The sequence below is a fragment of the Streptomyces griseofuscus genome, from assembly GCF_014673495.1.
Lineage (GTDB): Bacteria > Actinomycetota > Actinomycetes > Streptomycetales > Streptomycetaceae > Streptomyces > Streptomyces murinus.
Window position 1 is genome coordinate 2418618 of sequence record NZ_CP051006.1, and the last position, 23461, is coordinate 2442078.

The 23461-nt window shown below is 72.0% G+C and carries 16 protein-coding genes and 1 pseudogene; 6 read left to right on the forward strand and 11 right to left on the reverse strand.

The annotated features are described in order from the left end of the window. Nucleotides 1-8 precede the first annotated feature (8 nt). The 3 genes from HEP81_RS10595 to HEP81_RS10605 are packed head-to-tail and all read right to left on the reverse strand — an operon-like array spanning nt 9 to nt 7687. Entirely contained in the window at nt 9-2147 is a 2139-nt protein-coding gene (locus HEP81_RS10595) for a serine/threonine protein kinase (RefSeq protein ID WP_190275977.1), read from the reverse strand. Continuing rightward, nucleotides 2140-6234: a WD40 repeat domain-containing protein gene (locus tag HEP81_RS42135; protein ID WP_037654220.1), complete on the reverse strand. Its 4095-nt coding sequence runs from the start codon at nt 6232-6234 to the stop codon at nt 2140-2142. Before HEP81_RS42135 ends, HEP81_RS10595 begins: the two co-directional genes overlap by 8 nt. A 4-nt stretch (nt 6235-6238) precedes the next feature. Further along, entirely contained in the window at nt 6239-7687 is a 1449-nt protein-coding gene (locus tag HEP81_RS10605) for a lipase/acyltransferase domain-containing protein (RefSeq protein ID WP_157854413.1), read from the reverse strand. A 392-nt stretch (nt 7688-8079) separates the two neighbouring features. Between HEP81_RS10605 and HEP81_RS10610 the strand changes: the two genes are divergently transcribed. Continuing rightward, on the forward strand, nt 8080-9414 hold the full coding sequence (locus HEP81_RS10610; RefSeq protein ID WP_078967290.1) for a PP2C family protein-serine/threonine phosphatase: 1335 nt from the start codon (nt 8080-8082) through the stop codon (nt 9412-9414). A 188-nt stretch (nt 9415-9602) separates the two neighbouring features. On the opposite strand, the gene HEP81_RS10615 is transcribed toward HEP81_RS10610, so the two are convergent. Continuing rightward, the gene (locus HEP81_RS10615) at nt 9603-9839 is read right to left on the reverse strand and encodes a hypothetical protein (RefSeq protein ID WP_190275978.1); all 237 of its coding nucleotides are present in this window, start codon (nt 9837-9839) and stop codon (nt 9603-9605) included. 446 nt (nt 9840-10285) lie between these two features. Here HEP81_RS10615 and HEP81_RS10620 point away from each other — a divergent pair, with 446 nt between their 5' ends. Further along, on the forward strand, nt 10286-11419 hold the full coding sequence (locus HEP81_RS10620; protein WP_063755218.1) for an MASE1 domain-containing protein: 1134 nt from the start codon (nt 10286-10288) through the stop codon (nt 11417-11419). 58 nt (nt 11420-11477) lie between these two features. Here HEP81_RS10620 and HEP81_RS10625 read toward each other — a convergent pair whose 3' ends face one another. Further along, nucleotides 11478-12419, reverse strand: coding sequence for an amidohydrolase family protein (locus HEP81_RS10625; protein ID WP_037654217.1), 942 nt, complete (start codon nt 12417-12419; stop codon nt 11478-11480). A 220-nt stretch (nt 12420-12639) separates the two neighbouring features. Here HEP81_RS10625 and HEP81_RS10630 point away from each other — a divergent pair, with 220 nt between their 5' ends. Both HEP81_RS10630 and HEP81_RS10635 read left to right on the forward strand, forming a co-directional pair. Beyond that, nucleotides 12640-13125, forward strand: coding sequence for a MarR family winged helix-turn-helix transcriptional regulator (locus tag HEP81_RS10630; RefSeq protein ID WP_037654215.1), 486 nt, complete (start codon nt 12640-12642; stop codon nt 13123-13125). 49 nt (nt 13126-13174) lie between these two features. Continuing rightward, nucleotides 13175-13945 carry a maleylpyruvate isomerase N-terminal domain-containing protein gene (locus HEP81_RS10635; RefSeq protein WP_051850077.1) on the forward strand — a complete coding sequence of 257 codons (771 nt, stop codon included), beginning with the start codon at nt 13175-13177 and terminating at the stop codon, nt 13943-13945. 89 nt (nt 13946-14034) lie between these two features. Here HEP81_RS10635 and HEP81_RS10640 read toward each other — a convergent pair whose 3' ends face one another. The 4 genes and pseudogenes from HEP81_RS10640 to HEP81_RS41485 all read right to left on the reverse strand — a co-directional run. After that, a complete protein-coding gene (locus tag HEP81_RS10640; protein ID WP_037654213.1) occupies nt 14035-14835 on the reverse strand; it encodes an SMI1/KNR4 family protein in 801 nt (266 codons plus the stop codon). Nucleotides 14836-14874: 39 nt separating this feature from the next. Continuing rightward, nucleotides 14875-15525 (reverse strand): HAD family hydrolase, encoded by a 651-nt coding sequence (locus HEP81_RS10645; protein ID WP_037654211.1) that lies wholly within the window; start codon nt 15523-15525, stop codon nt 14875-14877. Between the two features lie 485 nt (nt 15526-16010). Continuing rightward, nucleotides 16011-16667 (reverse strand): sigma-70 family RNA polymerase sigma factor, encoded by a 657-nt coding sequence (locus tag HEP81_RS10650; RefSeq protein WP_157854411.1) that lies wholly within the window; start codon nt 16665-16667, stop codon nt 16011-16013. A gap of 653 nt (nt 16668-17320) precedes the next feature. Further along, a pseudogene (locus HEP81_RS41485) lies at nt 17321-17452 on the reverse strand (transcriptional regulator); the annotation flags it as partial. A 277-nt stretch (nt 17453-17729) separates the two neighbouring features. On the opposite strand from HEP81_RS41485, the gene HEP81_RS41490 reads away from it, so the two are divergent. Next, nucleotides 17730-18365 carry a hypothetical protein gene (locus HEP81_RS41490; RefSeq protein WP_243279375.1) on the forward strand — a complete coding sequence of 212 codons (636 nt, stop codon included), beginning with the start codon at nt 17730-17732 and terminating at the stop codon, nt 18363-18365. A 164-nt stretch (nt 18366-18529) separates the two neighbouring features. On the opposite strand, the gene HEP81_RS10660 is transcribed toward HEP81_RS41490, so the two are convergent. Further along, complete coding sequence (locus HEP81_RS10660; RefSeq protein WP_078967288.1) at nt 18530-21043, reverse strand: SdrD B-like domain-containing protein; 2514 nt, start codon at nt 21041-21043, stop codon at nt 18530-18532. A 269-nt stretch (nt 21044-21312) separates the two neighbouring features. Here HEP81_RS10660 and HEP81_RS10665 point away from each other — a divergent pair, with 269 nt between their 5' ends. Continuing rightward, nucleotides 21313-22041, forward strand: a complete 729-nt coding sequence (locus HEP81_RS10665) for a hypothetical protein (RefSeq protein WP_398737835.1) — start codon at nt 21313-21315, stop codon at nt 22039-22041. Nucleotides 22042-22092: 51 nt separating this feature from the next. Here HEP81_RS10665 and HEP81_RS10670 read toward each other — a convergent pair whose 3' ends face one another. Continuing rightward, entirely contained in the window at nt 22093-23445 is a 1353-nt protein-coding gene (locus HEP81_RS10670; RefSeq protein ID WP_078967287.1) for a NosD domain-containing protein, read from the reverse strand. Nucleotides 23446-23461 lie beyond the last annotated feature (16 nt).

Here is a 23461-nt window from a genome sequence, read left to right on the forward strand (position 1 = left end):
AGCTCGCTCTAGTCCCGGCTCGTGACTCCCCTGTTGCGCAGCTCGATGGCCTCCGGCGCGTCCAGGATGCGCACCAGTCCCGGTTTGTGCGCGAGGGAGTCCAGTCCGCGTGCCTCGCGGCGCAGTTGGATCTCGGTGCCGCGGTCCTCGTCGGGGCGGAGCCAGCCGCGCTCGGGTACCTGGCGGCCGTTGAGCGGCTGGATCTGCACCGAGTCCGCGTCCAGCCGTACCTTCAGCCGCGCCTCCACGGCCCGGCCGCCGAAGTAGGGGTCGGTGGGGTGGCCGTCCCGGCCGGTGCGGTCCTCCACCAGGGTGACCCGCGCCCATTCGTTCTCGGTGAGCAGTTGCCGGGCGAAGTCGCCGAGCGGGGGCCGGCGTCCGGGCTGGGCGTAGGAGGTGAGCAGCGGGTCGCCGTGCAGCCAGCGGCGGTCGCGCTCATGGTCCTGGGTGAGGACGATCGCGTCGCCCTCCTCCGAGCGCGCCAGCACATACGGGTACTGGCGGGCACGGAGGGCGACGCCCTGGTACTCCAGCATGAACCGGTAGGACCGCAGCAGTTTCTGCGAGCCCTGGTGGTCCACGGCGCGCTCGGTGACGACCGCCTTGGTCAGCTCCTCCCATGAGGGCCGCGGCTCGCCGCTCTTGTCCAGTCTCTGGCCGACCCAGAAGGGCACGAGGTCGACCTTGCCGATGCTGCGCCGGGGCCAGGCGGTCAGCAGGTCGTCCGCGTACCGCTTGTCCACCAGGTACTTGATGACCAGCGTGTCCTTGTGGACCTTCCGGCGGCGGCCGGTGATCGCCTCGTCGTAGTGGAACGCGCAGAACCAGACGGCCTGGTTGCCGATGAGCGCCCACTCCGCCTCGGCCTGGGACTGCGGCGAGTCGCCGTGCACAAAGCCCTGGGCGCCGCTCGGGCTGTGCACCAGCTGGGCCTGGCGCAGCTCGTCCTCCAGGAAGGTCTGTAGTTCCCGGCAGCCCTCGGGGGTGTCGGGGCGGTGGTCGGTCCAGCCCCGGTTCTCGTACACCGTCTGTACGGACTTCTCCGGCATGAACGCCAACAGCCTTGGTTTCTCGTCGTGTTGCTCCACCGGGGCGAAGCTGAGGGTGATCTCCGTCCAATGGCGTTGCAGGGTGGCCGCCGCGTCGAAGGAGGAGATACGGCCGCTGGGGGACGGGTCGAGCATGTCCACCAGTACCTCGCGCAGCCGGCGCGGCACGCCGGTGGTGGTGGTCAGTGCCCGGCGCATCGCGGTGTGCAGTGCGGCCAGGGCCTCGGGGAGCCGCTCTTCGGGCGCCCGCTCGACCGCCGCGCACTCCTCGGGCAGCAGCTCGGTGACGGCGCCGAGGAACAACTCCCAGCCGAGCACGCCGAGTCCGAAGACATCGGTGCTGCCGTGGTCGAGTCTGCGGACGCGCACCTTGCCGAGGAGGGAGGGGTGTGTCTCGGGCGCGAGGTAGGCGAGATGGCGGGCCGGCGGGACGTCGGTGGGCGGGGCGAGGAACAACTCCCGTACTCCCTGGGAGCGATGGTCGTCCGGTCCGGCGACGTGGTGCAGCAAGTTCTTGAGCAGGGCGCTGAGTTCGAACCGGGTCAGGGCGAGGGCCGCGCGCTCCGGCCGGCTCGGCTCCATGGCCAGCCTGATCGCGCCCAGGGTCAGATTGCGGTGCACGATCCGGGTGCCGTGCAGCTGGCTGAGGGCGTCCACCAGCAGGCTGAACTGCTCGAACGCCACGACCGGGTACCTGCCGACCCACTCCCGTACATCGGCCCAGTCCTGCTCCGCCAGCGGTCCCCCGACCTTGCGGGTCATGATGAACGCCACGCGGTTCGTCTTGTCGAACCGTCCGTCCACGATCTCCGGCAGCGCGGGATGCCCCAGCATCCGCAGCCGCAGCAGATTCCGGACCTCGTGGTCCCACAACTCGCCCGCGAGATCGTCCACTCCATGGAAGAGCGACACCTCACGGGGCGGCTCCTCGCCGTGCGGGGCCCGCAGTACGAACCGGGTCAGCCATCCGTCGATGACATGCTCGACCGCGCCGTCGAGCTCCCAGCCGCCGCCCTCGGGCGCGTAGACCGCCCGCCCGCTGGTGAAGAGGTCCTTGATCTGGTCCTCCACGTCCAGCTCCGCCAGTGGTTCATCCATCCTGGTCCCCCGTCTCGTCGTCCCTGGGACTGGAGCTCTCGGTGGCGCCGGTGTCCCGCTCCCGGTTCCCCGCCGCCGCCACGGACAGGACGACCACGCCGTCCTTGAAGGCCACCGCGAGCCGTCCGCCGGAGAGCGCCGACAGGCCCAGGACCGGGGAGCCGAGCCGGATGCGGTGGCCGGGAGTGAGGCGCCGGGCGGCATGCGGATCGGTGGCCCAGAGCTGGACCTCGCCGTCGTCGTCGGCGCTCGCCCACATCCCTCGGTACGGCGCCCCGCGCAGCGCCACCAAGCCGCTGATGTCTCCCTGGTGCGCATGCGTCACGGTCTCGGGCCGACGGCCTTCGGTGCCGTCCCATCCCGGGCGGCCGCCCGCCCGGTCCGCTTCCCCGGTCAACTCCCGGCCGTCGTCCGCCCCCAGGAGCCGTACGACCCTCTCGGTCCGCCCCGACGTCCGCACCTCATGACACAGCGCCAACGCCTCGGCCCCCTCCTCGGTGACGTACCGGTGCATCCCGATGATCCGGCCGAACGGCACCTCGGCGCCCCGCGCCGCGCCGGTCAGATGCGCCGAGGGGTCCCAGAAGTGGATGGCCGGACCCCGTTCCGCCGCGGCCGCCACCACCCGCCGCCCGTCGGGCCCCGCCAGCACCGCGAGGGCACGGACCCCGGCTCCCGCCCCGCCCCCGACCGGTCGACGGGGCTGGTCCACCGTCATGGCCCACAGGCCCCGGGGGTCACCCCACAGCACCGTCCAGCCGGCGTCCGCCCCCTGCCATCCGGCGAGCGTCGTGGAGCTTCCCGCCCTGAACGCCGGACCCGGGATGTTCAATCGCTCCACCGCCGCATGCCCTTCTGACGACGCGTCCCACCGCCACAGCGAACCGTCTTCGCAGGCCACCGCCAGCTGGGCACCGGCCATCGCGGTGAGCGCCGCGAGCTGACGCCGCAGGCTCATGGTGTGCAGCAGCCGCGGCGCCTCCCCGGCCACCTCCCACAGCGCGAGATCCCCGGCCCGCTCGGCCACCGCCAGCCAGGACTCCCCCTCGGGCCCTGTGACCGACGCCAGCCCGACCACATCGCTGCCGGGCGCGCCCGGCGCGGGTGACAGCCGCGCGCCTCCCGGGTCCCCGTCCGCGCCGGGGTCCAGGACCGCCACCCGGCCCGTCTCCCCGGCCACCGCGAACCGTCCATCAGGCAGCGCCACCAGCTGCCACACCGGCTCGGGCGCCTCCACGACCCGCTCGCCCGCACCGGCATCGGTCTCGGCGCCGGGGTGCCAGATCCGCAGCGTGCGGTCCTCATGCGCCGATACGACCAGGCCCGGACCCGCCCCGCCCGGGGCAGCGCCGGCCGTCCCCGAGGCGTCGTCGGCCGGCCCCGGCACATCGCTGGCCGCCACCGCCGTGACCGGGCTGTCCGAGCCGCGTGTCAGCAGGACCGGGGCGTGGGTGCGCCAGGGTTCCCACAGCGTCACCGAGCCGTCGCGGGCGCCGCTCACCAGCCATGGCCGGTCGGGGCGCGCGGCGACGGCGGTGACCATCTGCCCCGCGTCGAGCTGGAGATGCGGTGGCGTACGACGCACCGCGCCCCAGCACACCTCCCAGGCCCCGCCGTCCCCGGCCGGGTGCGGCTCACCGCAGGCCCGCAGCCCGCCGAGCTGACGCAGTCCGGGCCGGTCGGCGGGCGTGGAGCGCTCGATCAGATGCGCCGAGGTGACCGTGCCCAGGATCTCGATGGGCAGGTCGGTCGGGACCGTGCCGCCACCCCGGCGCCCCGGAGCGAGCGCGAGCCCGCAGAGCGCGGCGACCCGAAGCCGGTCCAACACACCTCTGTAGCACGCAAGTCGCCGCCATCCCGGGGCGCCGCAGTCGGCCGCGTACTCGGCGAGCCGACTCTCCAGGTGCGGGCTCGGCGGCCGGCCCTCGGCGACCTGGTCGGCGGCCAGTTCCAGCAGGGCGGTGAGCATGGCGAGCCGCTGCTCGGCGGTGACCTCGGCAGCCAGCCGCTCGGCATAGGTGCGATGGGCCAGCCGGTAGACACTGCGCCGGTCCTCGCCGTCCAGCAGCACATAGGCGGCGGCCTTGCCCAGGAACTCGGTGAGCGTCCGTTCGTCCGACGCGCACCCGCCCTGCCCGGCCAGTGCGCTCGCCGCCCGCAGCCAGATCCCGTCCGCACGCGGCAGCCCCCGGCCATGACCGAGCGCGAGCGCCCGCAGGAACGGCAGCGCCATCGGCATCTCCGCCGTGATACGCGCCACGGCCGCCCCGAACAGCCCGGAACGGTCCCTGTCCAGGAGCTTCAGGAGCGCCTGCCACGCCTCGGGGTCCGATGACAGGACCCCCGGATTCCCCTCGATCTCCTGCACCAGCAACGCCGCCTGGAGGAACTGCCAGTCCCCCTCCCGCACATGCTGCTCGACGGCCGCCCGCACCGTCTCGGCCACCACCTCCGCCCACCCGGGGTCGGCCCCCTGCGGCAGCGTGCCCGCGCTCTCTCCCAGCGTCCTGCGCACCCCGTCGGCGGCGTAGGCACCGGCCGCGACCGGGTCCGGCAGGAGTTCCAGCACCCGCGCCCTGCCGGTGTGCGAGCCGAGCACCGTCGGCAGATCGATGCGGGCGCCCTCGGGATCACCGTCGTCGCCGGGTGCTCTGCGGGTGCCGATGATCAACGACACCCGGGGGTGTTCCGTCGCCGCCAGGAGCAACTGGGCCGTCGGCACGGGATCCCGCGCCTCGTCGAGCGCGTCGGCGACCACGAGGATCCGCTCGGCCGACTCCGGGGAATCCGCTCCCCACTCCCCTCCGGGCGCCCGACTCACCCCCATCCCCTGGAGCCGGTCGCGGACCTCCGCCACGGTGCTCCCGGTCAGCCGCAGCACGGCCCCGACCCGGGCCCCCGACTCCCTCAGTCGCCGTAACGCCTGTCCGAGGAACGCGGACTTGCCCACGCCGGGCGCCCCGGGCACGATCAGCACCCGCTCCCGCTCGCACTCCGGTCCGGGCCCGGTGCCCCACCGCAGCACCTCGGCCAACTCGCTCTCCCGCCCGGTGAAACGCGGTACGACCTCCAGATACCCGGCGCGCTCCCGCTCCTCCGGGGACTCGACCGCCCGGGCCCCGGCCACGGGCACGGGCTCGGCGTCGAACTCCTGCTGCCTGCGCCGCTGTTCGGCAACCGTGGTGACCCCGGGCAACGGCACCCGGTCCCGCACCAGCAGCTTCAGCTCGGCACAGGACTCACCGCCGAACTCGCAGTAGTGGCCCGCCTGTTTGAAGAACCGGCGCAGCTCATGGAGTTCGAAGACATCATGGCTGGTGAGCGCGCCCAGATAGTCCTCCAGCGTCTCCCGGAACGTCCCCAGGTACGCCTGCGCCGCGTCCTTCCCCGTCGCGATCAGCAGAATGGAGTAGGGGGCGTCGTCCATCGCGGCCGAACGGTCGAACCGCTCACGCACCACCTTCGCGAAGTCCGACGACTTGCACGCCTCGATCACCACCATCGCCCAATGCCCGTCCGCCGCACGGCGGTTGCCCCACTCGGCGTAGAGATGGTGGGCGAACAGATCGGGGGTGAGCTGTGCGTAGTCCCCGCGCTCCGCCGAGCCGGGCACGAGGAGGGCCGGGCCCATGGTGCCCCGGCGGCCGTGCCCCAGCCAGACCAGGGCCGAGGGCCGTTCCTTCGGGTGGCGCCCACCCGGTTCGCCGTACTCCCCCGACCAGCGCGCGAGTTCGTCGTCGGCCGCGCCGAGGGAGTCCACGGTGCCGGGCCCGACGGAGGACCGTAGCGCCGGCTGTCCCCCGATCCGCCGCAGTACATCGAGTACGGCGGCCGCCTCCGCCGCGGTGTCCGCCTTCGGATACCCGGCGACATGCCCGACCGGCACCATCTGCGCGTCGAACGCCTCCGCCACCGTCCCGTCCCGGACCTGCGCGCCCTGCCGCGGCACGACGGGTGACGCGGGCGATGCCTGTGACCCGGGCGCGCCCGGCGGCGCGGGCCCGACGGTCCCGGTGCCGGTCACGGCTCCGGGACCGTCCTCCACGACTGTCGGCTCCCGCCCCGCCGACACGAGTTCCGCCGCCATGGCGTCAGCCGTCGTGCACCATGTCGAGGACCGGGACGAGGCGCCGCTTCGGCTCCTCGCCGCCGGTCACCTCCACCTCGTACATCCCCGGCCGACCGGGCATGCACGAGGCCGCCAGCACACCGGGGCGCCCCGGTGCCGGGCGCAGGGCGGGGGTCAGCAACTCGTCCAGGCCGTTGACCCCGCGCACCCTGCACTCCAGGTCGGCGCCGCGGGCGACTCCGTCGACCTCGATGGCGAAGGGCTCGCCCAGGGCGGACCACTCCGGCGCGCGCAGCTCGTACCGCGCCTCGTCCCCGAGCATGGCGCCCCGCTCCTCCGGATGCCGCAGCCCGTGCATCAGACCGGAGGCCATGTCGAGGACACTGCGGGTACGGATGAGGTCGCCGTGCTCGTGATAGAAGTGCACCGGCCGTTCGGTGCCCGGCAGTTGGGCCGCGTACTGGTACACCGTGCCGTCCCCGGTGCGCGGATCGCGCTGGGGCCGGCCCTCGGCGTCCAGGAGCAGCCGCCCGTCGTTGTAGCGCTTGAAGAGGTACCGGTCGAACAGCGCGACACCGTCGGCGAGCCGGTAACTGGTCCAGGTGCTCTGGCCCATGCCGACGACGGTCACATGCTCGGGCAGCGTGGTCTCCGCCCGGCTGGTACGCCACTCCACGGCCGCCTTCGCCAGCTCGCGCCGCCCGCCGAGCGCCACGATGTCCTCGACACCCGGCACCCGCATGTCGCCGTCCACCTCATGGGCCCGGTAGCTGGGCAGCAGGTCGTACAGCCCCGGCATGGTCGCGGCGACCTGGCGCAGGATCCCCGGTGGCACGGGGAGTGGCAGGCCCTTGCCTGCGTTGAGCATCAGCACGGCCTTCACCGAGCCGTTGAAGGGGGTGCCGACGGTCATCACCACGCGGATGTCGTCGCGCAGGGTGCGGTCCAGGTGCAGGGCCTCGCGGGTGAGCAGGCCGCCCATGGAGTGGGCCACGAAGACCAGCCGGGCGGGTCCCGCCTCGGGGTCGGCCGCCAGGTACTTCCGGTGCTCGGGGTGGGCACGCCAGGCGTCCAAGTGGCGGCGGGCCGCGGCGGCGAGGAGGGCGCCGTTGTGCTCGACGGACAGCCGCCAGTCGTAGGGGAAGGAGAGCAGGGCGGCGGAGTCCACCACGCTGCGCCGCATCTCCGCGACCATCGCGGTGTAGGGGTGGGCGGAGCCGAACCCCGGCAGCGGTTCGAAGCTCTCCAGGAGCCCGGTCACCTCGACGCGTCCGGTGCGGCCCGCACGTTCGTCCTCGGTCACCGCGAGCTGCCGCAGCCGCTCGGTGTGGGCCCGCGCGGTGTAGGCGAGGAGCTTTCCGACCCCCCATAACTTCCGGCCGGTCCCGGCCTCCCTGAGCTCGCTGCCCATGATGCCTGGCACGATCACCACCGCGTCGTGCAGCCTTCGTCCCGGATTGCTTCTGCGCATGAGCTTCGCCTCGAACGCTCTGACGGCCCACATCCCCTGGGGCCGAAGTCATGGACGGAATCCAAGAGGCTAGCACAGCGAAACACGCTCCGTGACCGCCTCAACTGACCTGTTTGACCTGGGAGTTACCCCTTCCGCTTCGGTCGTATCCAGCCGCGTTCGAGAGCCCGGGAGACCGGGCCGGGACGGCCGCCGCGCACATGTTTCGAGGTCCGTCCGCGTGTCGCAGCCCCGGGCGAGCGGCGGGGCGGCGCACACTGCCCTATTTTTTGACAGATGACCGAAAGGCCAGTTTCGCCGCGCCCCGCCTCAGCCCCTGATGACTCAGGGTCACCCCAAGAGGGCGCAATGTGCCGCTCCGGGACCGGACGACCCGCCGTGGGGAGCCCTTGATGGCCGGGCCCGAGAACGGGGCGTCGCCCAGGCAGCCGGACGACTCCGATCTGCATATCCGCCTGCGGACCGAGCTGGGCCGCATGGACGAGCAGATGCGCGGCCTGCTGGATGCCATGGACCGGCTCCAGGGTCTGCTGGACGCGGTGGTCGCCATCACCCGCGAGAACGAGCTGCCCTCGGTCCTCTACCGCATCGTGACCACCGCCATGGACCTGGTGGGTGCCCGCTACGGAGCCCTCGGTGTGCTCGCCCCCTCCGGCGACGAGCTGGAGCAGTTCATCACCGCCGGCCTCACCGAGGAGGAACGGGCCGCCCTCGCGGGAACCGACTTCCCCCACGGCCGGGGCGTCCTCGGCCAGCTGATCCACCATCCCGAGCCGCTGCGGGTCGACGACATCGCCGCCCATCCGGCCTCCGTGGGCTTCCCGCCCAACCATCCGTACATGGGCACGCTGCTGGGCGTCGCCGTCAGCGTCCGCGGCGAGATCTACGGCGACCTCTATCTCTCCGAGCGCCAGGACGGAGAGCCCTTCGACGCCGACGACGAGAGCGTGGTCATCGCCCTGGCCGGCGCCGCCGGCATCGCCATCGAGAACGTCCGTCTCTTCGAACGGGTCCGCGAGGGCGCCGAGCAGTTCCAGCGCCTGCTCCTGCCCACCCTGCCCGATCTGCGCCCCTTCACCGCCGCCGCGGTCTACCGGCCCGCCGCCGAGCCCAGCCAGCTCGGCGGTGACTGGTACGACGCCATCCCGCTGCCCGGCAATGTCGTGGCGGTCGTCATCGGGGACGTGGTCGGCCACGATCTGCCGGCCGCAGCCGCGATGGCCTCCACCCGCAATATGCTGCGCGCCCTGCTGTTCGACCGGAGCAGCGCGCCCGGCACCATCCTGTCCCAACTGGATCACACCCTTCAGGCCATCACCGAGAACCCCATCACCACCACCACGCTGGCCCGTATCGAGCCGGACGAGGGGGGCTGGCGGCTGTCCTGGAGCACCGCCGGCCACGTCCCACACCTGTTGCTCGCGCCGGGCCGTCCGGCGGAGTACCTGTTCGCCGATCCCGGCCTGCCGCTGGGCGTCGACCCCGGGCTGCCCCGACCGGACCACTCCTGTCTCGTGCCGCCCGGCGCCACGGTGGTCTTCTTCACCGACGGCCTGGTCGAACACCCCGACCACCCGATCGACCAGAGCCTCGCCGAACTGACCGAACTCGCCACCGAGTACGCCTCCCTCCCCCTGGACGACTTCGTCCAGGCCCTCGCCGACCACCACCCCAGCGACGGCCACGACGACATGGCGGTCCTGGCCCTCCGCACCCCACCGGCCTGACCCGACACCGGCCCACCTCGGCCCGACGGATCCGACCCACCACCGATCGGGGCAACCGGCACCTCCCGGCGCCCGCCACCTCACCGCTTCGTCCCACCGTCGCCGCCTTCCCGATCCAGAAGACCCCGCCACAGCTCCGCCCCGGCCCGACCACCACCTCTCCGCCCCACCGCCGCCTCACCGACGGCTCACCCGGCCACCCCGGCCACCCCGGCCACCCCGGCCACCCCGGCCACCCCGGCCACCCCGGCCACCCCGGCCACCCCGGCCACCCCGGCCACCCCGGCCACCCCGGCCACCCCGGCCACCCCGGCCACCCCGGCCACCCCGGCCACCCCGGCCACCCCGGCCACCCCGGCCACCCCGGCCACCCCGGCCACCCCGGCCACCCCGGCCACCCCGGCCACCCCGGCCACCCCGGCCACCCCGGCCACCCGCGAGTCTGGCCGACCGCCGCCGGGCCATCCGGCAATCGGCTTCGCCCAGCCGCCTGCCGAGCCGATCGATCACCGTCCGCCCGTCTCCCCCGATACACCCCCCGATTCGTCTCCCGCCGATCCGGCTGCCTCCGATCCGGCTGCGCGCGCCCCGGGGCAGGTGATCCAGTTCTCCGCGCCTCCGCCGCCCTCGGGCTGCCTCGCGGACGCAGCTCCGCCCGGCCGCGACGCGCACCGATCCGGCCTACCGACCCCAGCCCGCCCCGCAGGTCCGGCCCACCGCCATTCCGCCGTCATCCACCCGCGGCCCCGCCGAGCACGGCGCGCCCTCGGCCCGTCCCCACCCACCACCCTGGGCCGTCCCCTGCCATGGAGGATCCCCCGGATGCGGCGGATGATGGTGGCCGGGGCGGTGTCGATGCGGAGGTCGCCCGATGACGGTCGCGCGGCGTGGAGGACTCCGGCGCGGCGGTGTCGCCGCCCTGGAGATCTGCGCGGTCGCGGCGCTGTACTACGGCTCCGCCGAGCTGGGGCTGCTCCAGCAATTGGTGCGCAGCCAGGTCACCCCCTTGTGGCCGCCGACCGGTATCGCCGTGGCGGCCCTGCTGCTGCGCGGTCCGCGGATCTGGCCCGGCATCACGCTCGGCGCGCTGCTGGCCAACCTCCCGCTCGGGCCGTCGTACGCCGCACTGTTCCTGATCGTCGTGGGCAACACCCTCGCTCCCCTGTGTTCGTACGTCCTCCTCAGAAGTGCGGGGTTCCGTCTCGAACTGGACCGGCTGCACGACGCGCTCGCGCTGATCTTCCTCGGCGCCTTCACCGGCACGCTGGTCAGCGCGACGGCGGGCAGTGGGACGCTGGTGCTCACCAACGCCCTGAGCACCGACCGGTTCTGGACGACCTGGTGGGTCTGGTGGACCGGCGACGCGATGGGTGTCCTGGTGGTGACGCCGGTCCTGCTGGTGCTGTGCCGGGCACATCTGCCCAGACAGATGACGCCCTCCCGCTGGGCGGAAGTACTGCTGCTCCTCGCGGCTACCGCCTGTGTCGGGCTCATCGACACCAGCTCCACCCCCTTGCTCTTCCTCGGCTTCCCGCTGCTGATCTGGGCCGCCTTCCGCTTCCGGCTGGCCGGCGCCGCGCCCGTCGCCCTGGCCGTGTCGATCTTCGCGATCATCGCCGCCAACCATGGCTCGGGTCCGTTCGCCAGGCACGGCATGCTCACGGACATGGTCGCCCTCCAGGCCTACAACGCCTCCTCCGCCTTGACCGCGCTGCTCGTCGCGGCGGCCGTCAGCGAGCGGGACAGGTCCCAGAAGGAGATCGCCCGGGCCTGCGGTCATCTCGCCGAACTGGTGTCCCGGCTCTCCCTCACCGGCACCCAGCCGATACCGCCCACGTCCGGCTCCGGCCCCTGGCGCGGCCCGCCTCTCGCCACAGACGCCGACTCCGGTTCACGCCCCCGCCCTGACTCCGGCTCCGCCCCCGGTCCCGGTGAGGCACGCCACCACTCCCGCTCGACATACCGACCGGCACCACCCCCGCGCAGACCCACCAAGCCGGGCTGAGACGGGGAGCGCGGCAGGGGCCCTACCGCCGCCGCTTCCTCACCCGAGGGCGGCGTGATCAGGCCGCCCTGAGTCTCGGGAAGAGGACCTCCGCGCTGCCCCGGTTGATGGCGTCGAGCCCTCCCGGCTCGTAACCGTCGTAGCCGTCGAGCATCGCGTCGAAGAGCCTGCCGTGTTCCTCCGCGGCGAAGGGCGCGTCGCTGCCGTAGAGGACGTGGCCCGGAGCCGCGAAGGCGAGCAGGGAGGGCAGGGCGGAGGGGCTGGCGGAGAGGGCGGTGTCGAAGTAGAAGCGCCGCAGGTCGGTCAGGATGCTCTCGGGCGTGGTGCCGGGGTTGAACTGGGCGCCGAGGGTGAACCGCCAGGCCGCGTAGGGCAGGAAGCCGCCCGCGTGGGAGAGGATCACCTTCATCCGGGTGTGCCGGCCCATCACTCCGTTGACCGTCATGTGCAGCGCGGCGCGAGTGGTGTCGAAGGGGAAGTCGACCACGGGGCCGGGCAGGCCGTCGAGCATGGGCAGGCCCGAGCCGTTGGGGTGGATGAACACCACGGCACCGCGAGCGTCCAGCTCTTCCCAGAGCGGGGCGAACTCCTTGTCGCCGAGATAGCGGCCATGGGCGTTGGACATCAGCACCACACCATCGGCGTGCAGTTCGTCCAGCGCGTACGCGGCCTCGGCGAGCGCGCCGTCCACATCCGGCAGCGGCAGGCTCGCGAAGAGTCCGAAACGGTCGGGGCGGTCCTTGACCAGCTCCGCGCCGTACTCATTGACACTCCGGGCCACCGCGCGAGCCTCCGCGTCGTCACCGAAATGAGTGCCCGGTGAGCTGACCGAGAGGACGCCGGTGGCGATCGAGCGGCGGTCCATCATCGCGATCGCGCTCTGCGCGTCCCATGCGGGCGTGGGCCAGCCCGCGGCTGTGGCGCCATGCCGCTCCATCACCTCCCGATAGGCCCCCGGGATGAGGTGCTGATGGACATCGATGCGTCGAGAAGCAGCCATCACCTCTTACTCTCCTAACATTTAGCCTGCTAACGATTGCTTTGCTAAAGTAGCACCCGTGAGTGACAGACGCAACAACCTTCACGACGCCGACCAGCCGACGGCGAATCAAGGCCGGAAGCCCGCGAACCGGAGCCGGAAGACCGCGGATCCGGATCGGCGGGCGGCGGATCACGCCCGGTCGGCGGCGCCTGACCAGTCGGTGGCGCCTGACCAGTCGGTGGCGCATAACCAGACATCGGCGCCTGACCAGTCACCGGCGCACGGCGACATCGGGGCGGAGGAGATCTCCCAGGCCGCCGACGCCCTCTTCTTCGCGATGCGCCGGGCCCGTACGACCAGCGCGGAGCACTACGGCGGCCTCTCCCTCCCCCAGGTCGCCCTCCTCGAACCGCTGGCCACGGAGCCGGACCTGCCCGTGGGCCGGCTGGCGAGCAGCGCCGACGTCAGCGTGCCGACCGCGACGCGGATGCTCCAGCAGCTGGAGACGAAGGGGATCGTCGTACGCCGCCGTTCCCCCGAGGACGAACGGCGTGTCCTGGTCAGCCTCACCGACGACGGCGCCGAGCGGCTCGCCGTGCTCCGGGGCCACCTGCGCGAGCGCCAGGCCCGCGCCTACGAGGCGTTCACCCCGGCCGAGCGCGCCCTGCTGGTCACGCTGCTGCACCGCCTCACGGACCTGGTCGCCGATCCGGGCGCAAGCTGAGTCCCCCGGCCGGTTTGGCCGACCCTCCGTCCCGGTTACCCATGGCCGCATGATCCCCACCGAGGTCGCCGAGACCCTGCCGGAACTCGTCCCCTTCGCCCGCGCCGTGCAGGCGCGGCGGCCCGACGACGGCACCTGGTGCGAGGCCTGGACGGGGCGGGACGTGCTGATCCACCAGACGGGGAACGCCGAGGAACTGGCCCGTGTCCTTGAGGCGTTCCTCGCGGGCACCCCCGTGGAGACCCGCGGTTTCGATCGCGAGGCCCCTTACCACCGGCTGTCCGACGCGGACCTCTGGTCGGCCTTCCTGCGCAACTGCGCGCATCTGACGGACATCGCCGCGGCCGCCGCGCGGGATCTCTCCCCGGACACGGAGATCACATGGACCGGCCGGACCGTGACGGCCCCCTTCTTCGCCGAGCACATGCGCGAGGAGCTGATCCTGCACCGCTGGGACCTGACCGGCGACGACCGCACGGCCGCACGAGCGCTCGACGAGCCCTGGATGACGGAACACAGCGTCATCTCCGTCGGCCGCCCGCTGCTGGCCCGGGGCCGCGCCGAGCTGCGTCTCGCCCCCGGCGAACGACTCGAAGCCCGTCTGCGCACCCCCGGCACGGACGACATCGTGTTGACCGCCGACGCCGACACCGCCGGCATCCGTCTGGCCGCTCCTGACGGCCCCGCCACCATCGAGAGCGACGCGGCCACCCGGCTTCTCCTCCTGTGGGGCCGCCGCCCCGCCGACCCCTCCCGCTGGCACAGCGCCGCAGGCCCGGAGATCCTGCGCCGGGTGCGGACCCTGCTGAGCGGCTACTGACGGCCCCGCCTCCTCGACAGCCCGCGGGCCACCTCCGCCGTGGTCCACGAGCCGCCTCCGCCATGGCCCACCGACGTTTCCTCAGAAGCTCATGAACCATTCCCCCCGTAGGACATGAACCAGTGGGCGTCGAAGTAGCGGGCCAATGTGTACGGGTGGTGCGGGTCGACGAGGATGCGGCAGACGAACTCGGCGGCCCGGCAGTCGAAGGCGAGGTCCTTGCCGTCGAAGGACCGGACCACGACGGGCCAGCGGTCGGGATCGTCGCCGTCGGCCCTCCAGCAGTACAGGTCCTCGTGCTCCGTGCCCGCCCAGATGAGCAGTCCGTCCGCCCGCAGGCCCGCCCACGGCTCCTGGTTCAGATCGAGGAACCCGTCGAACGCGCCCTCGCCGAACGTCTCGACCATGCGCTTGTAGTCGCTGGGCAGCCCGGTGCCGAGGCTCGCCTCGGTCTTCGCCCAGTCCATGTCCGGCCGCCCGGCGGGGTCCGTCCAGCCGGTGATCCGTATGAGCCGCCACACCCAGTCGACATCCTCACCCGGAGCCGCCGCCAAGGGCTCGGACACCTCCCGGCGAGCGGCCACCAGTACCGGCCGCACGATCCCCGCCGCGTCCCGCGCCGTACCCGTGCCTATCCACCGGTCCCCGTACGCCCACGCCCGTACCGTGACGGCCCGGCCCTCGAACGGGGCCAGCAGCGCCGCGCCCCTGGGCTCGTCGGCCGTCGGATCGGTGAAGCCGTCGAGGACGAGGGTGCGCGGGGCGCCGTACCTGCCGCCGAGCAGGTCGGCCAGGGCCTGCGGGTCCAGGTCGCCAGGCAGGTACAGGTGGCCGGCGCCCGGGCCGAGCCGGTCCAGCAGGTCGTTCACGGTCGCTTGCGTGAGCTCCATGACGGACAGTCAAGCGCACGGCACTGACAGCCCAACATGTTACCGCTCGGTAATGAGTGTGGGCAGCTTGCGCATGTCATGGAAGACGACGGTGCCGGGCCCCGCGAGCCGCTCGGCGGGCGTCAGCCCCCCGGCGTACCCGAACGCACGCATCCCCGCGGCGCGCGCGGCCCGCACACCGGGCCCGCTGTCCTCGACCACCACACAGGCGGCCGGCTCGACGCCCATGCTCCGGGCGGCGTGGAGGAACAGATCCGGCGCGGGCTTGCCGCGGGCGACCTCGGTCGCACTGTAGATGCGGCCCGCGAAACGGTCGTACAGTCCGGTACGGCCCAGGGTGTGCCGCATCTTGTCATGGGACCCGCTGGAGGCCACGCACGTCGGCAGCGTGATCGCGTCGAGGGCCTCCACCAGCCCTTCCACGGGAGCGAGTTCGGCGTCGACGGCCTCGCGGTGCAGCTCTTCGAAACGCTCCGCCCAGATGGCGGCGGTCGCCGCGCCCAGCCGGTCGGCGACCTGTTCGCGGATCGCGGCGTGCGAGCGGCCGATGAACCGGCCGACGACCTCGTCCTCGCTCAACGGCCAGCCCAGTTCGGCACCGAGGGCGACCTGGAGACGGGCGGCGATGCGCTCGCTGTCGACCAGTACGCCGTCGCAGTCGAATATGACGAGCTCAATCGGCTTGATCATCCGGGCAGCATAAGCGCTTGCCCGGCGTGCTGCCCCTCTCCCAGGAGGAGGTAGCACGCCGGGCCTGGTGTCCAGCTGTCGTGGCGCTACTTGTCCGAGCTCGGGTCCCTCCCCCGTGCGGACCTGACCTCGAACCCCCCGCGCGTTCCCCGACCGCTGGTTCCCCTCATCGCCGTTCAGCAGATATGAAGCGAGAGCGAGCCGGCCGAGGTGCTGCGAACATCTCGGTCGTCCTCCTCCAACTGGTCCTCGACGCGATCCAGCAGCGCCTCCCAGCTCACCGGATCAATCTCCTCCGGTGGCTGCCGAGTTGGTGCCCGGCATGCCTCCGCCGCCTGGCGGAGTACTTCGAATGTTGGATACATCCCGCGTGTTCCCTCCCGAGGTGCGTGTGTGGCCCTTGTCGTTTTCCGGGTCGCTAGGACCCAACCTGGGCTCACGGGAGGCGACGTGTGGGCCCCCTCCCGTGAGTCCGAGTAGCGGCACTAGCTCGTCACGTCGCCCAGTACCTCGTCGTAGATCGTTTCCTTGTAGGGCTCCAGGGCCTTGCACACGTCCTTGAACCGGCGGCCCACCGTATGCCGGTCGATCTTGAGGCAACGCGCGATCTCCGCCTGGCTGAGGCCCTCGACGATCGCGAGCCTGCCGACCGGGTACAGCCGCTCCGTCAACTTCTCGGCGAGGAACCGGTCGATGGCCTTGAGGCGGACCTCCCGCGCGTGCTCGCCCCCGTCCGCTTCGACCGGAACCTCGGGGAACTCGCGCACCGGGGACGAGAGATCACGGTCCCTGCCGCGCACCGCGTCCGCGATTACATCGCGCATGACCTTGCGCGCGAAGGCCCGTCCGCCGTCCCGCCGGTCCAGGGCGAAGTCCGGCCGCGACCAGGCGCGCACCAGTTGGAGCACGCAGCTCTGCACCAGGTCCTCCAGCATGTACTGCATGCGCGCCTGGCGCACCATGCCTTCGAGGAACGGCTTCAATCGCCCTAATTCCTCGATCTGTTCCGCCGTCAGCCGTCGACGGGGCTTGGACTCCAGGGCGGGGCCGGGGGCGGGACCGGTGCCGGGGGCGGGGCCCGGCGGGGTACTCGGTGGGTCGTTCGGCTCCGTCGGCCCTCGAACATCGGGGGCATTGCGCATAGGGACCAGTCCTTCCCGTCAGTCAGCCACCTCGTCACCGGACTGCGGCAGTTCACCGCTTCATCCATCCATGCCGTGGGGCGGAGCCGGTACGGTGCGTTTTAGGACCACGAGTTCGAGCGGCCGGGCGCTCAACTCAGTACCTGGAGCACGAAAACCGCCACTCCGACGCCCACGAGCAGGGCGCCCCCGAGGGGCGGTTCGAGAAAGGCCACGTAGGTGACCAACCCCGCGACGACCAGGATCAACAGCGCACGTTGAAGCTTCTGGACAGGGTCCATTCGGGCTGCTCCAAAGGGGAGTTACGACGCCGGTCCTGAACCGGCCCGACCGGCCGACCGCCGATCCACCAGAACAGGCCGCGCGGACGAAACCCCGAGGGAGCGCCGTACACGGTGACCATCGTCACCTCGTACGGCGCGCCTAGTGCACCCCGCCTTCAGAGAAGGAAACGGGAAACAGCATCGATCGCCTTGTCCGCCCCCGAGTCGCTGCCGCACGCTTTCATGCAGCGCCGATCCGGCCCGGGCGGAGGGGCTTTGGAGGATTCCGTGGCACACCCGTCCACCGGCTTCGGCGAGGAACTGCGCAGGCGCCGGCTCGCCGCCGGACTGAGCCTGACGGCGCTGTCCGGCGAAGTGCACTACAGCAAGGCGCAGTTGAGCATGCTCGCGCATGGCCTGGACGAAGGCGCCGAACGTCCGCAGGCTGTCGGAGGGATCGGGCTCCCGGTCCAACTGGTAGGCATTCGGGTCGTCTTCGTTCTCGCTCGCGCCGTTCCCCATTCGCGGCCACCTCCAGGTGCGTACGTGCTGTGCTGTGTCAACGCGCTCGACAGCACTCAGAGTGGCGCAAGACGCCCCGCACAATCCACGGATTGTGCCCATACGCTGACGGAGAGTACGACCCCCCGCCCGCGCGCACCGCCGCCGCACAGGCGCACGGTCGGGGTGAGCCCTCTCACGTTGCATGAGTAGGCTGCGGTCCCGTCCGTCAGATCTGTCATGCCCATTTGAAAGGCCGCAGTTGAGCACACCACCGTCGTACCCCGACCCTCGGCAGATGCCGGGGCCGTATCAGCAGGCTCCGGGGCCGTACCAGCAGCCGCAGGCACCGGGGACGTACGCCCAGGCGCCGGGGGCGTACCCGCCCGCGCCGGGGCCCTATGCGCAGCCGGGCGCGGCGCAGTACGCGCCCACGGCCGCTCCGGGGCCGTATCAGCAAGCCCCCGTTCCCGGCCCGTACCAGCAGCCGCAGGCTCAGGCTCAGCCGTACGGCGGTGGGATGCCGGTCGGTGGGGCTATGCAGGCATGCCAGCTGTGCGGGGCCGGGCCCGCGGCGCAGGTCACGGTGCGGGGGCACCAGGGCATGCTGATCATCATGCGTTCCCTGCGCCGCCGGGGGACGATGTGCCGTCCCTGTGCGCTGGCGACCTTCCGGGAGATGCAGGCCAACACCATGGTGCAGGGGTGGTGGGGGCCGATGTCCGTGGTCATCACGCCCATCACGCTGCTCATCAACCTCGGTGCCCTGTCCACGATCCGCCGTATTCCGGAGCCGGTCGTGGCCGGGCACCGGCCGCCGCTGAACCCGGGCAAGTCGGTGTTCAAGCGGCCGCAGGGCATCCTCGGGCTGGTCCCGCTGTGCCTGGTGCTCGGTGTGGTGCTGCTCGCCGTCGTCGGGATGGCGGCCGGATAGAGCGACGACAGCGGTGCGGTGCCCGCCGTGAAGGTCGGGCATGGCGACGGGCCGGTGCGTTGCGCACCGGCCCGCCTTCCTTGGGGGCCGTAGGGGTCCCTAGGGGTCGTAGGAGTACCTAGGAGTCCGTAGGGGTCCCCATCGCCCGTAGGGGTTCGGACGTGTCAGTGGCGCCTGGTGCGACGCCTGCGGCCGAGGTAGACCGCTGCCGCGCCCGCGCCGAGCAGCAGGGCGACGAGGGAGAGGATCCTCCCCATGTCGGCCATACCGGTGCTGGCGAGGGGGCCGCCGCCGCCCTGGTTCGTGCCGCCCGGGGCCGGGCCGGTGGACGGTTCGGCGGACGGCGGGGTCGAGGCCGGGGGCGTGGACGGGGGTGTGGTGGTCGGCGGGGGTGAGGTCGGCGGGGTCGCCTTGGGGATGTACACACCGGCGTCGATGGTGTGGTCGACACCGCCCGGCTTCGCGGGTGCGGTGACCGGCGCCCGGCCGCTGCACAGCTGCCCGGTGGTCGGCGGGGTCACATTGGAGTCGTGGGCCCGGTCGCTGCCGGCGCGCGGGAGGGTGAACCGCAGCTTGTCGGCGGCGGGTTGGCCCGGTACCCCGCTGGTGTCGGCCGTGCACACGTCGAACTGAACGGTGTACTTCGCGCCGGGCGTCAGCTGATAGTCCGCGCCGACCCCGCCGAAGTAGTACTCACCGTCGGCATCGGTCTTCGTCGTGGCGACCTGCTTGCCGTCCGCGTCCAGCAGGTTGACGGTCGCACCCGGCAGCAGCACCTGCCCCGCGTCCTGGATGCCGTTGTGGTCGCCGTCGTACCAGACCACGTTGCCGATCTGGATCGGCGCGTTGGCCGCGGCGTACGCGATGTCGCCGAGGCCGCCGGCCTTGCCGAACCCGTTCTGGTTCGGGCCGATGAACTGGTAGGCGTTGGCGGCCGGGTCGTTGCCGGGCCCGGCGCCGGTGGTGATGTCGTAGTAGCCGGTGCCGTCGGTGATGACGTTGCCGGTCGGGTCCATCTGGGTGCTGACGACCCACTGCTGCTGCGGGATGTAGGCGACCGAGCCCAGCGAGGACTCCTGGTGCGGTCCGGGCTGGGTCGCGGAGCCGCCGTTCGGGAAGAAGTCGCCGGGGAAGTACTCGACGACGCCCGGTGCCTCGGCGCCGTCGACGGCGGGAGTCGCGTGGTTGGGGCAGGCTCCGGTGCCTTCCCAGTCGTAGCCGCCGGTGGGCTTGGCGCAGGCCATGTTGATGTCGCCGCCGGACATGCCGTTCTCGGCGTCGTCGTTCGACGGCCTCGGGTCGAGGCCGCCCCAGCTGACGATGTCCATGAACCGGTCGCGGAAGCCGAGGACCATCGAGCCGTCACGGGCGAAGGCCATGGAGGCCAGCTCCGGCTGCGGATCGATCATCGTGTTGTTCACCTTGAAGCTGTCCCAGTCCTTCAGGCTGCCGTTCCACGGGTTCCAGAAGTGGGCCTGCGGGAAGGCTGCGTCGCTGCTGAGCACGTTGCCGCGCTCGTCGGTCAGCGTGTGGGTCAGCACCGGGGTGAACCGTTTGCCGTCGTAGGCGTAGACGACGGCCTTCAGATCGGCGCGCTTCTGTGTGCTCTCCGCGTCGCACACCCCGCCGACGTACAGGGTGTTGTCATGGGTGGTCAGTCCGAAGGGCCGCCAGTCGCCGGACGCCGCGCAGCCCGGGTCCGGGATCGGCACGGTGGCCCGGGGGGCCGAGGCGGCGGCGCCGGTCGCGTCGAAGCTCACCAGTGACCGGGTGTGCAGATTCACCGCGTACAGCGTCGAGCCGTCCTCGGACAGGGCGAGGCCGCCGATGCTCTCCTTGCCGGGCGCGTCGGTGAAGCCCGCGTCCTTGATCAGGCGGGCGGTGTCGTGCGGGGTGACCGAGGCACCGGGCACCTTCGCGAACAGCTTCGGGGCGCCCCCGCCGGTGGCCGGCACGGTGTAGATCGCGTCGCCGCCGTCGGGCCCGTACTTGGTGTACCGCCGGGCGAACTCCGCCTGGAAGAGCCGCTGTCGGTCCTTGTCGTAGGCGAGCCCGAACGTGGTGCCCACCTGGTCCTGGGTGTCGAGTACGTCCGGACACGCCGCCTTGTCGGGGCAGTTGCCGCGCGCGCTCGTGCCGAAGGCCACCAGGGCCCGGGTGTCCGTCCCGCTGCCGCCGTTCTGGACCGGCACGAAGTACCGGGAGTCGGGCAGGGCGTAGTCGGCGGCGTCCCAGACGCCGGTGATCACCGAGGCGTCCTTGCCGCCCGAGACGTCCACGAAGGAGGTGAAGCTGTCGAAGTGGTTCGCCGCCGTCGAGGCCGGTGCCGCCCGCAGATAGTCGCTGTAGGGCGCGGGGACGGTGACGTCGACGCGGTACCGGCCGCCGGACAGCCCCTTGTGCGAGGGCTGGACGACGACCTTTCCGGTGGCGTCCGTGACGCCGTTGACATGGTGTCCGGCGGGGTCGGTGACGTCGACCTTCATGCCCCGTTGCGGGACATCCATGGTCGTGTTGATGACGCCGGTGCCGAAGAAGTCCCGCAGTGTCTCGACGGTCAGTGTGCCGTCGGATGTCGAGGCGCCGGCCTGCCCGGCGCTTGTCGCGATCGTACCGGTGGCGCCGCCCATCAATAACAGACTGGACAGCCCCACCCGCAGCAGCCTACGTAATGGCATCGCATTCCTTTGCGTTGTCTACATCGTCGCCCGACTCGGCAAATTGACGGCAACCCCCGCTCGGAGGGTACAAGTTGACGGGACGTCATATGACCGAAACGGGAAAAGCGAAGTCACGTCCGCGCAAGCTGTTAGCATCGCGCCGCGTGCGGACCAAGGGAATCGGGCAGAGAATCGGGCAGAGAACCGTGCGAGGTCTCCGGCGGGGCACGGCGGACGGGCGCCGCCGCTGGGCGCGATCGGTCTGGGCGGGGGGCGCGCTCGCCCTCGTGGCCGCCGCGGCGACGACGTTCTTCCTCATCGGCGGCGGTACCGACAGCGGCGGTGACTCGGCCGCTCGGCGCACGCTGACGTCGGACGAGGCGAACCGGCTCGCCATCACGCGCTTCCTCAACTACCAGGCGGGCGGCCGAGCGGTGACGATCACCGTGCCGAGTGCCGCGGGCGGGCTGGTCGTCACCGGGTCCGTCGACTACCGGGCCGGGATCGGGTACGGGGTGGTGCGCGGCGCCGGGCGCGACACGTCCAGCGATGGGCTGATCCAGTGGACGGCCGCCACCGTGCTCGTCCACCCCATGACCGACGCCCCGGCCACGGCACCGCCCGCGCCGCCCGCGTCCGGCTGGTACCGCCGGCCGCTCCAGAAGTCCGGTAGCGCACTGGACAGTTCGCTGGCCATCGTGCTCGGACTGGGCAGCGATCGACCGGACAACGCGGAGCTGCTGCCGCAGAATGGCGGGGCGTTGGTCGGGAAGGACAGGGTGCGGGGTCATTCGGTGGACGTCATGACCGGGCCGAACGTCCGTGCGAACTCCGGGACTTCGTCCGCCCCCGGGTCCAATTCCGGCAGCGCCGTGCGGTATTGGATCGGCGGCGACGGGACCATGTATCGAGTGCGGGCCGGGGTGGCTTCCGAGTCGCAGCCGGTGGTCATTGATTTCGACGATCGGAAATATGTTCCCGTGCGGGCCGCGCCTGGAGTTACGCCAGCTGGGTAGCGAGCGACGGGGTCATCTCGATGGCGGGGCGGCCGAGTCCGCGCCCGTCGTTCAGGAGGTCCGCACCCGCGCTCCCGTGGCGAGCAGGGACGTCGGCGGCAGCGGGATGCTCTCGATGTCCGGGAGCGTCGGAACGGCGGGCACCTCGGTGGCGCCGGTGGTCGTGGCGTTCGGGAACTGCGGTTGCGGGGCGGGCGCGGCGACCTCGGTGAACGGGATGCCTCGGGGCCCCGCCAGTGCCGACCAAGTCCCGCTCGGCGAAGGAGAGTTCGCTGCCGAGGGACACGTCGCCGTCGCCGCGAGCCGCGCGGGTACGGTCGTACGAAGCGCGTTGCCGTGCAGGCAATTGCCGTTGCCGTGCGTGGCGGTGGGGAACGTCCAGCCGATGTCGACGCCGTTGGCGGCGAAGGTGTTGTCCGTGATCCGGTTGCCGTCGGGCGGTACGTCGGCGGTCGCGGTGATCACGAACCCGGCGTTGGTGTTGCCGGTGATCCGGTTGCGCAGGAACCGGTTGTCGCTGCCGCCGTCGACGCCGATGCCGATCCCCCAGCCTCCGTCGGCCTGTTCGGGGGTCCGGGTCTGCTGGTTGTCCGCGATCAGGTTCCCGGCGACGACCGCGCCGCGCTGCGGGAGGAGCTTCTCCTGGTGGTCGGAGTCGGTGGTCAGGCCGACACGGTTGCCGACGAGGCGGTTGCCGACGACGTACATGTCGCCGCTCGCGTTGGTGCCCTCGTACCCGACCGCGTTGAGCTCGGCGATGTTGTCCCGCACCACGACACGGCAGGGCTTGCACTGTCCGACGTAGATCCCCGAGTCGGCGCCGCCCGAGGTGTAGGAGTGCTCGATGACGCCGTTCTGGGCGGAGAACGCGTAGATGCCGTACAGCCCGTTGCGGGTCGCGGTCACGTACGAGACCAGGAACGACTTCAGGAAGGCGACCGGCTCATCTCCCGTGTCGTAGCCGCCGTTTCGCCCCGGCAGTCCGGCGACCGCCGCCGCGGAACCGGTCACCAGTACCCCGTTCTGCGTGTTGTTCTCCACGGTCAGGTTCTCCACGGCCACCCCGGGCGCCGCCACGACGACACCGTTCGGCTGCCGCAGCCGCCCGTCGATGACGACCTTGTCCCGGGAGGCGCCGCGCAGGGTGACGCGGGGCGTCTTGATCCGTACCGACTCGTGGTAGACGCCGGGGGCGACCAGCACCAGGTCGCCGGGGCGGGCGAGGGACACCGCCGCCGAGATCGTCGGGGCGTCGGCGGGCACATGGATCGTCACCTGCGCGCCGTCCGGTCGCCGGCCCTTGCCCGCTCCCCCGTCGCCACCGCCGCCACCAGCACAGCCGGCCACCAACGCCAGCGCGCCGAGTACCGCCGCCGTCATCACACGAAGAGCTGATCGAGGCATGATCCCAGTCTGGCAC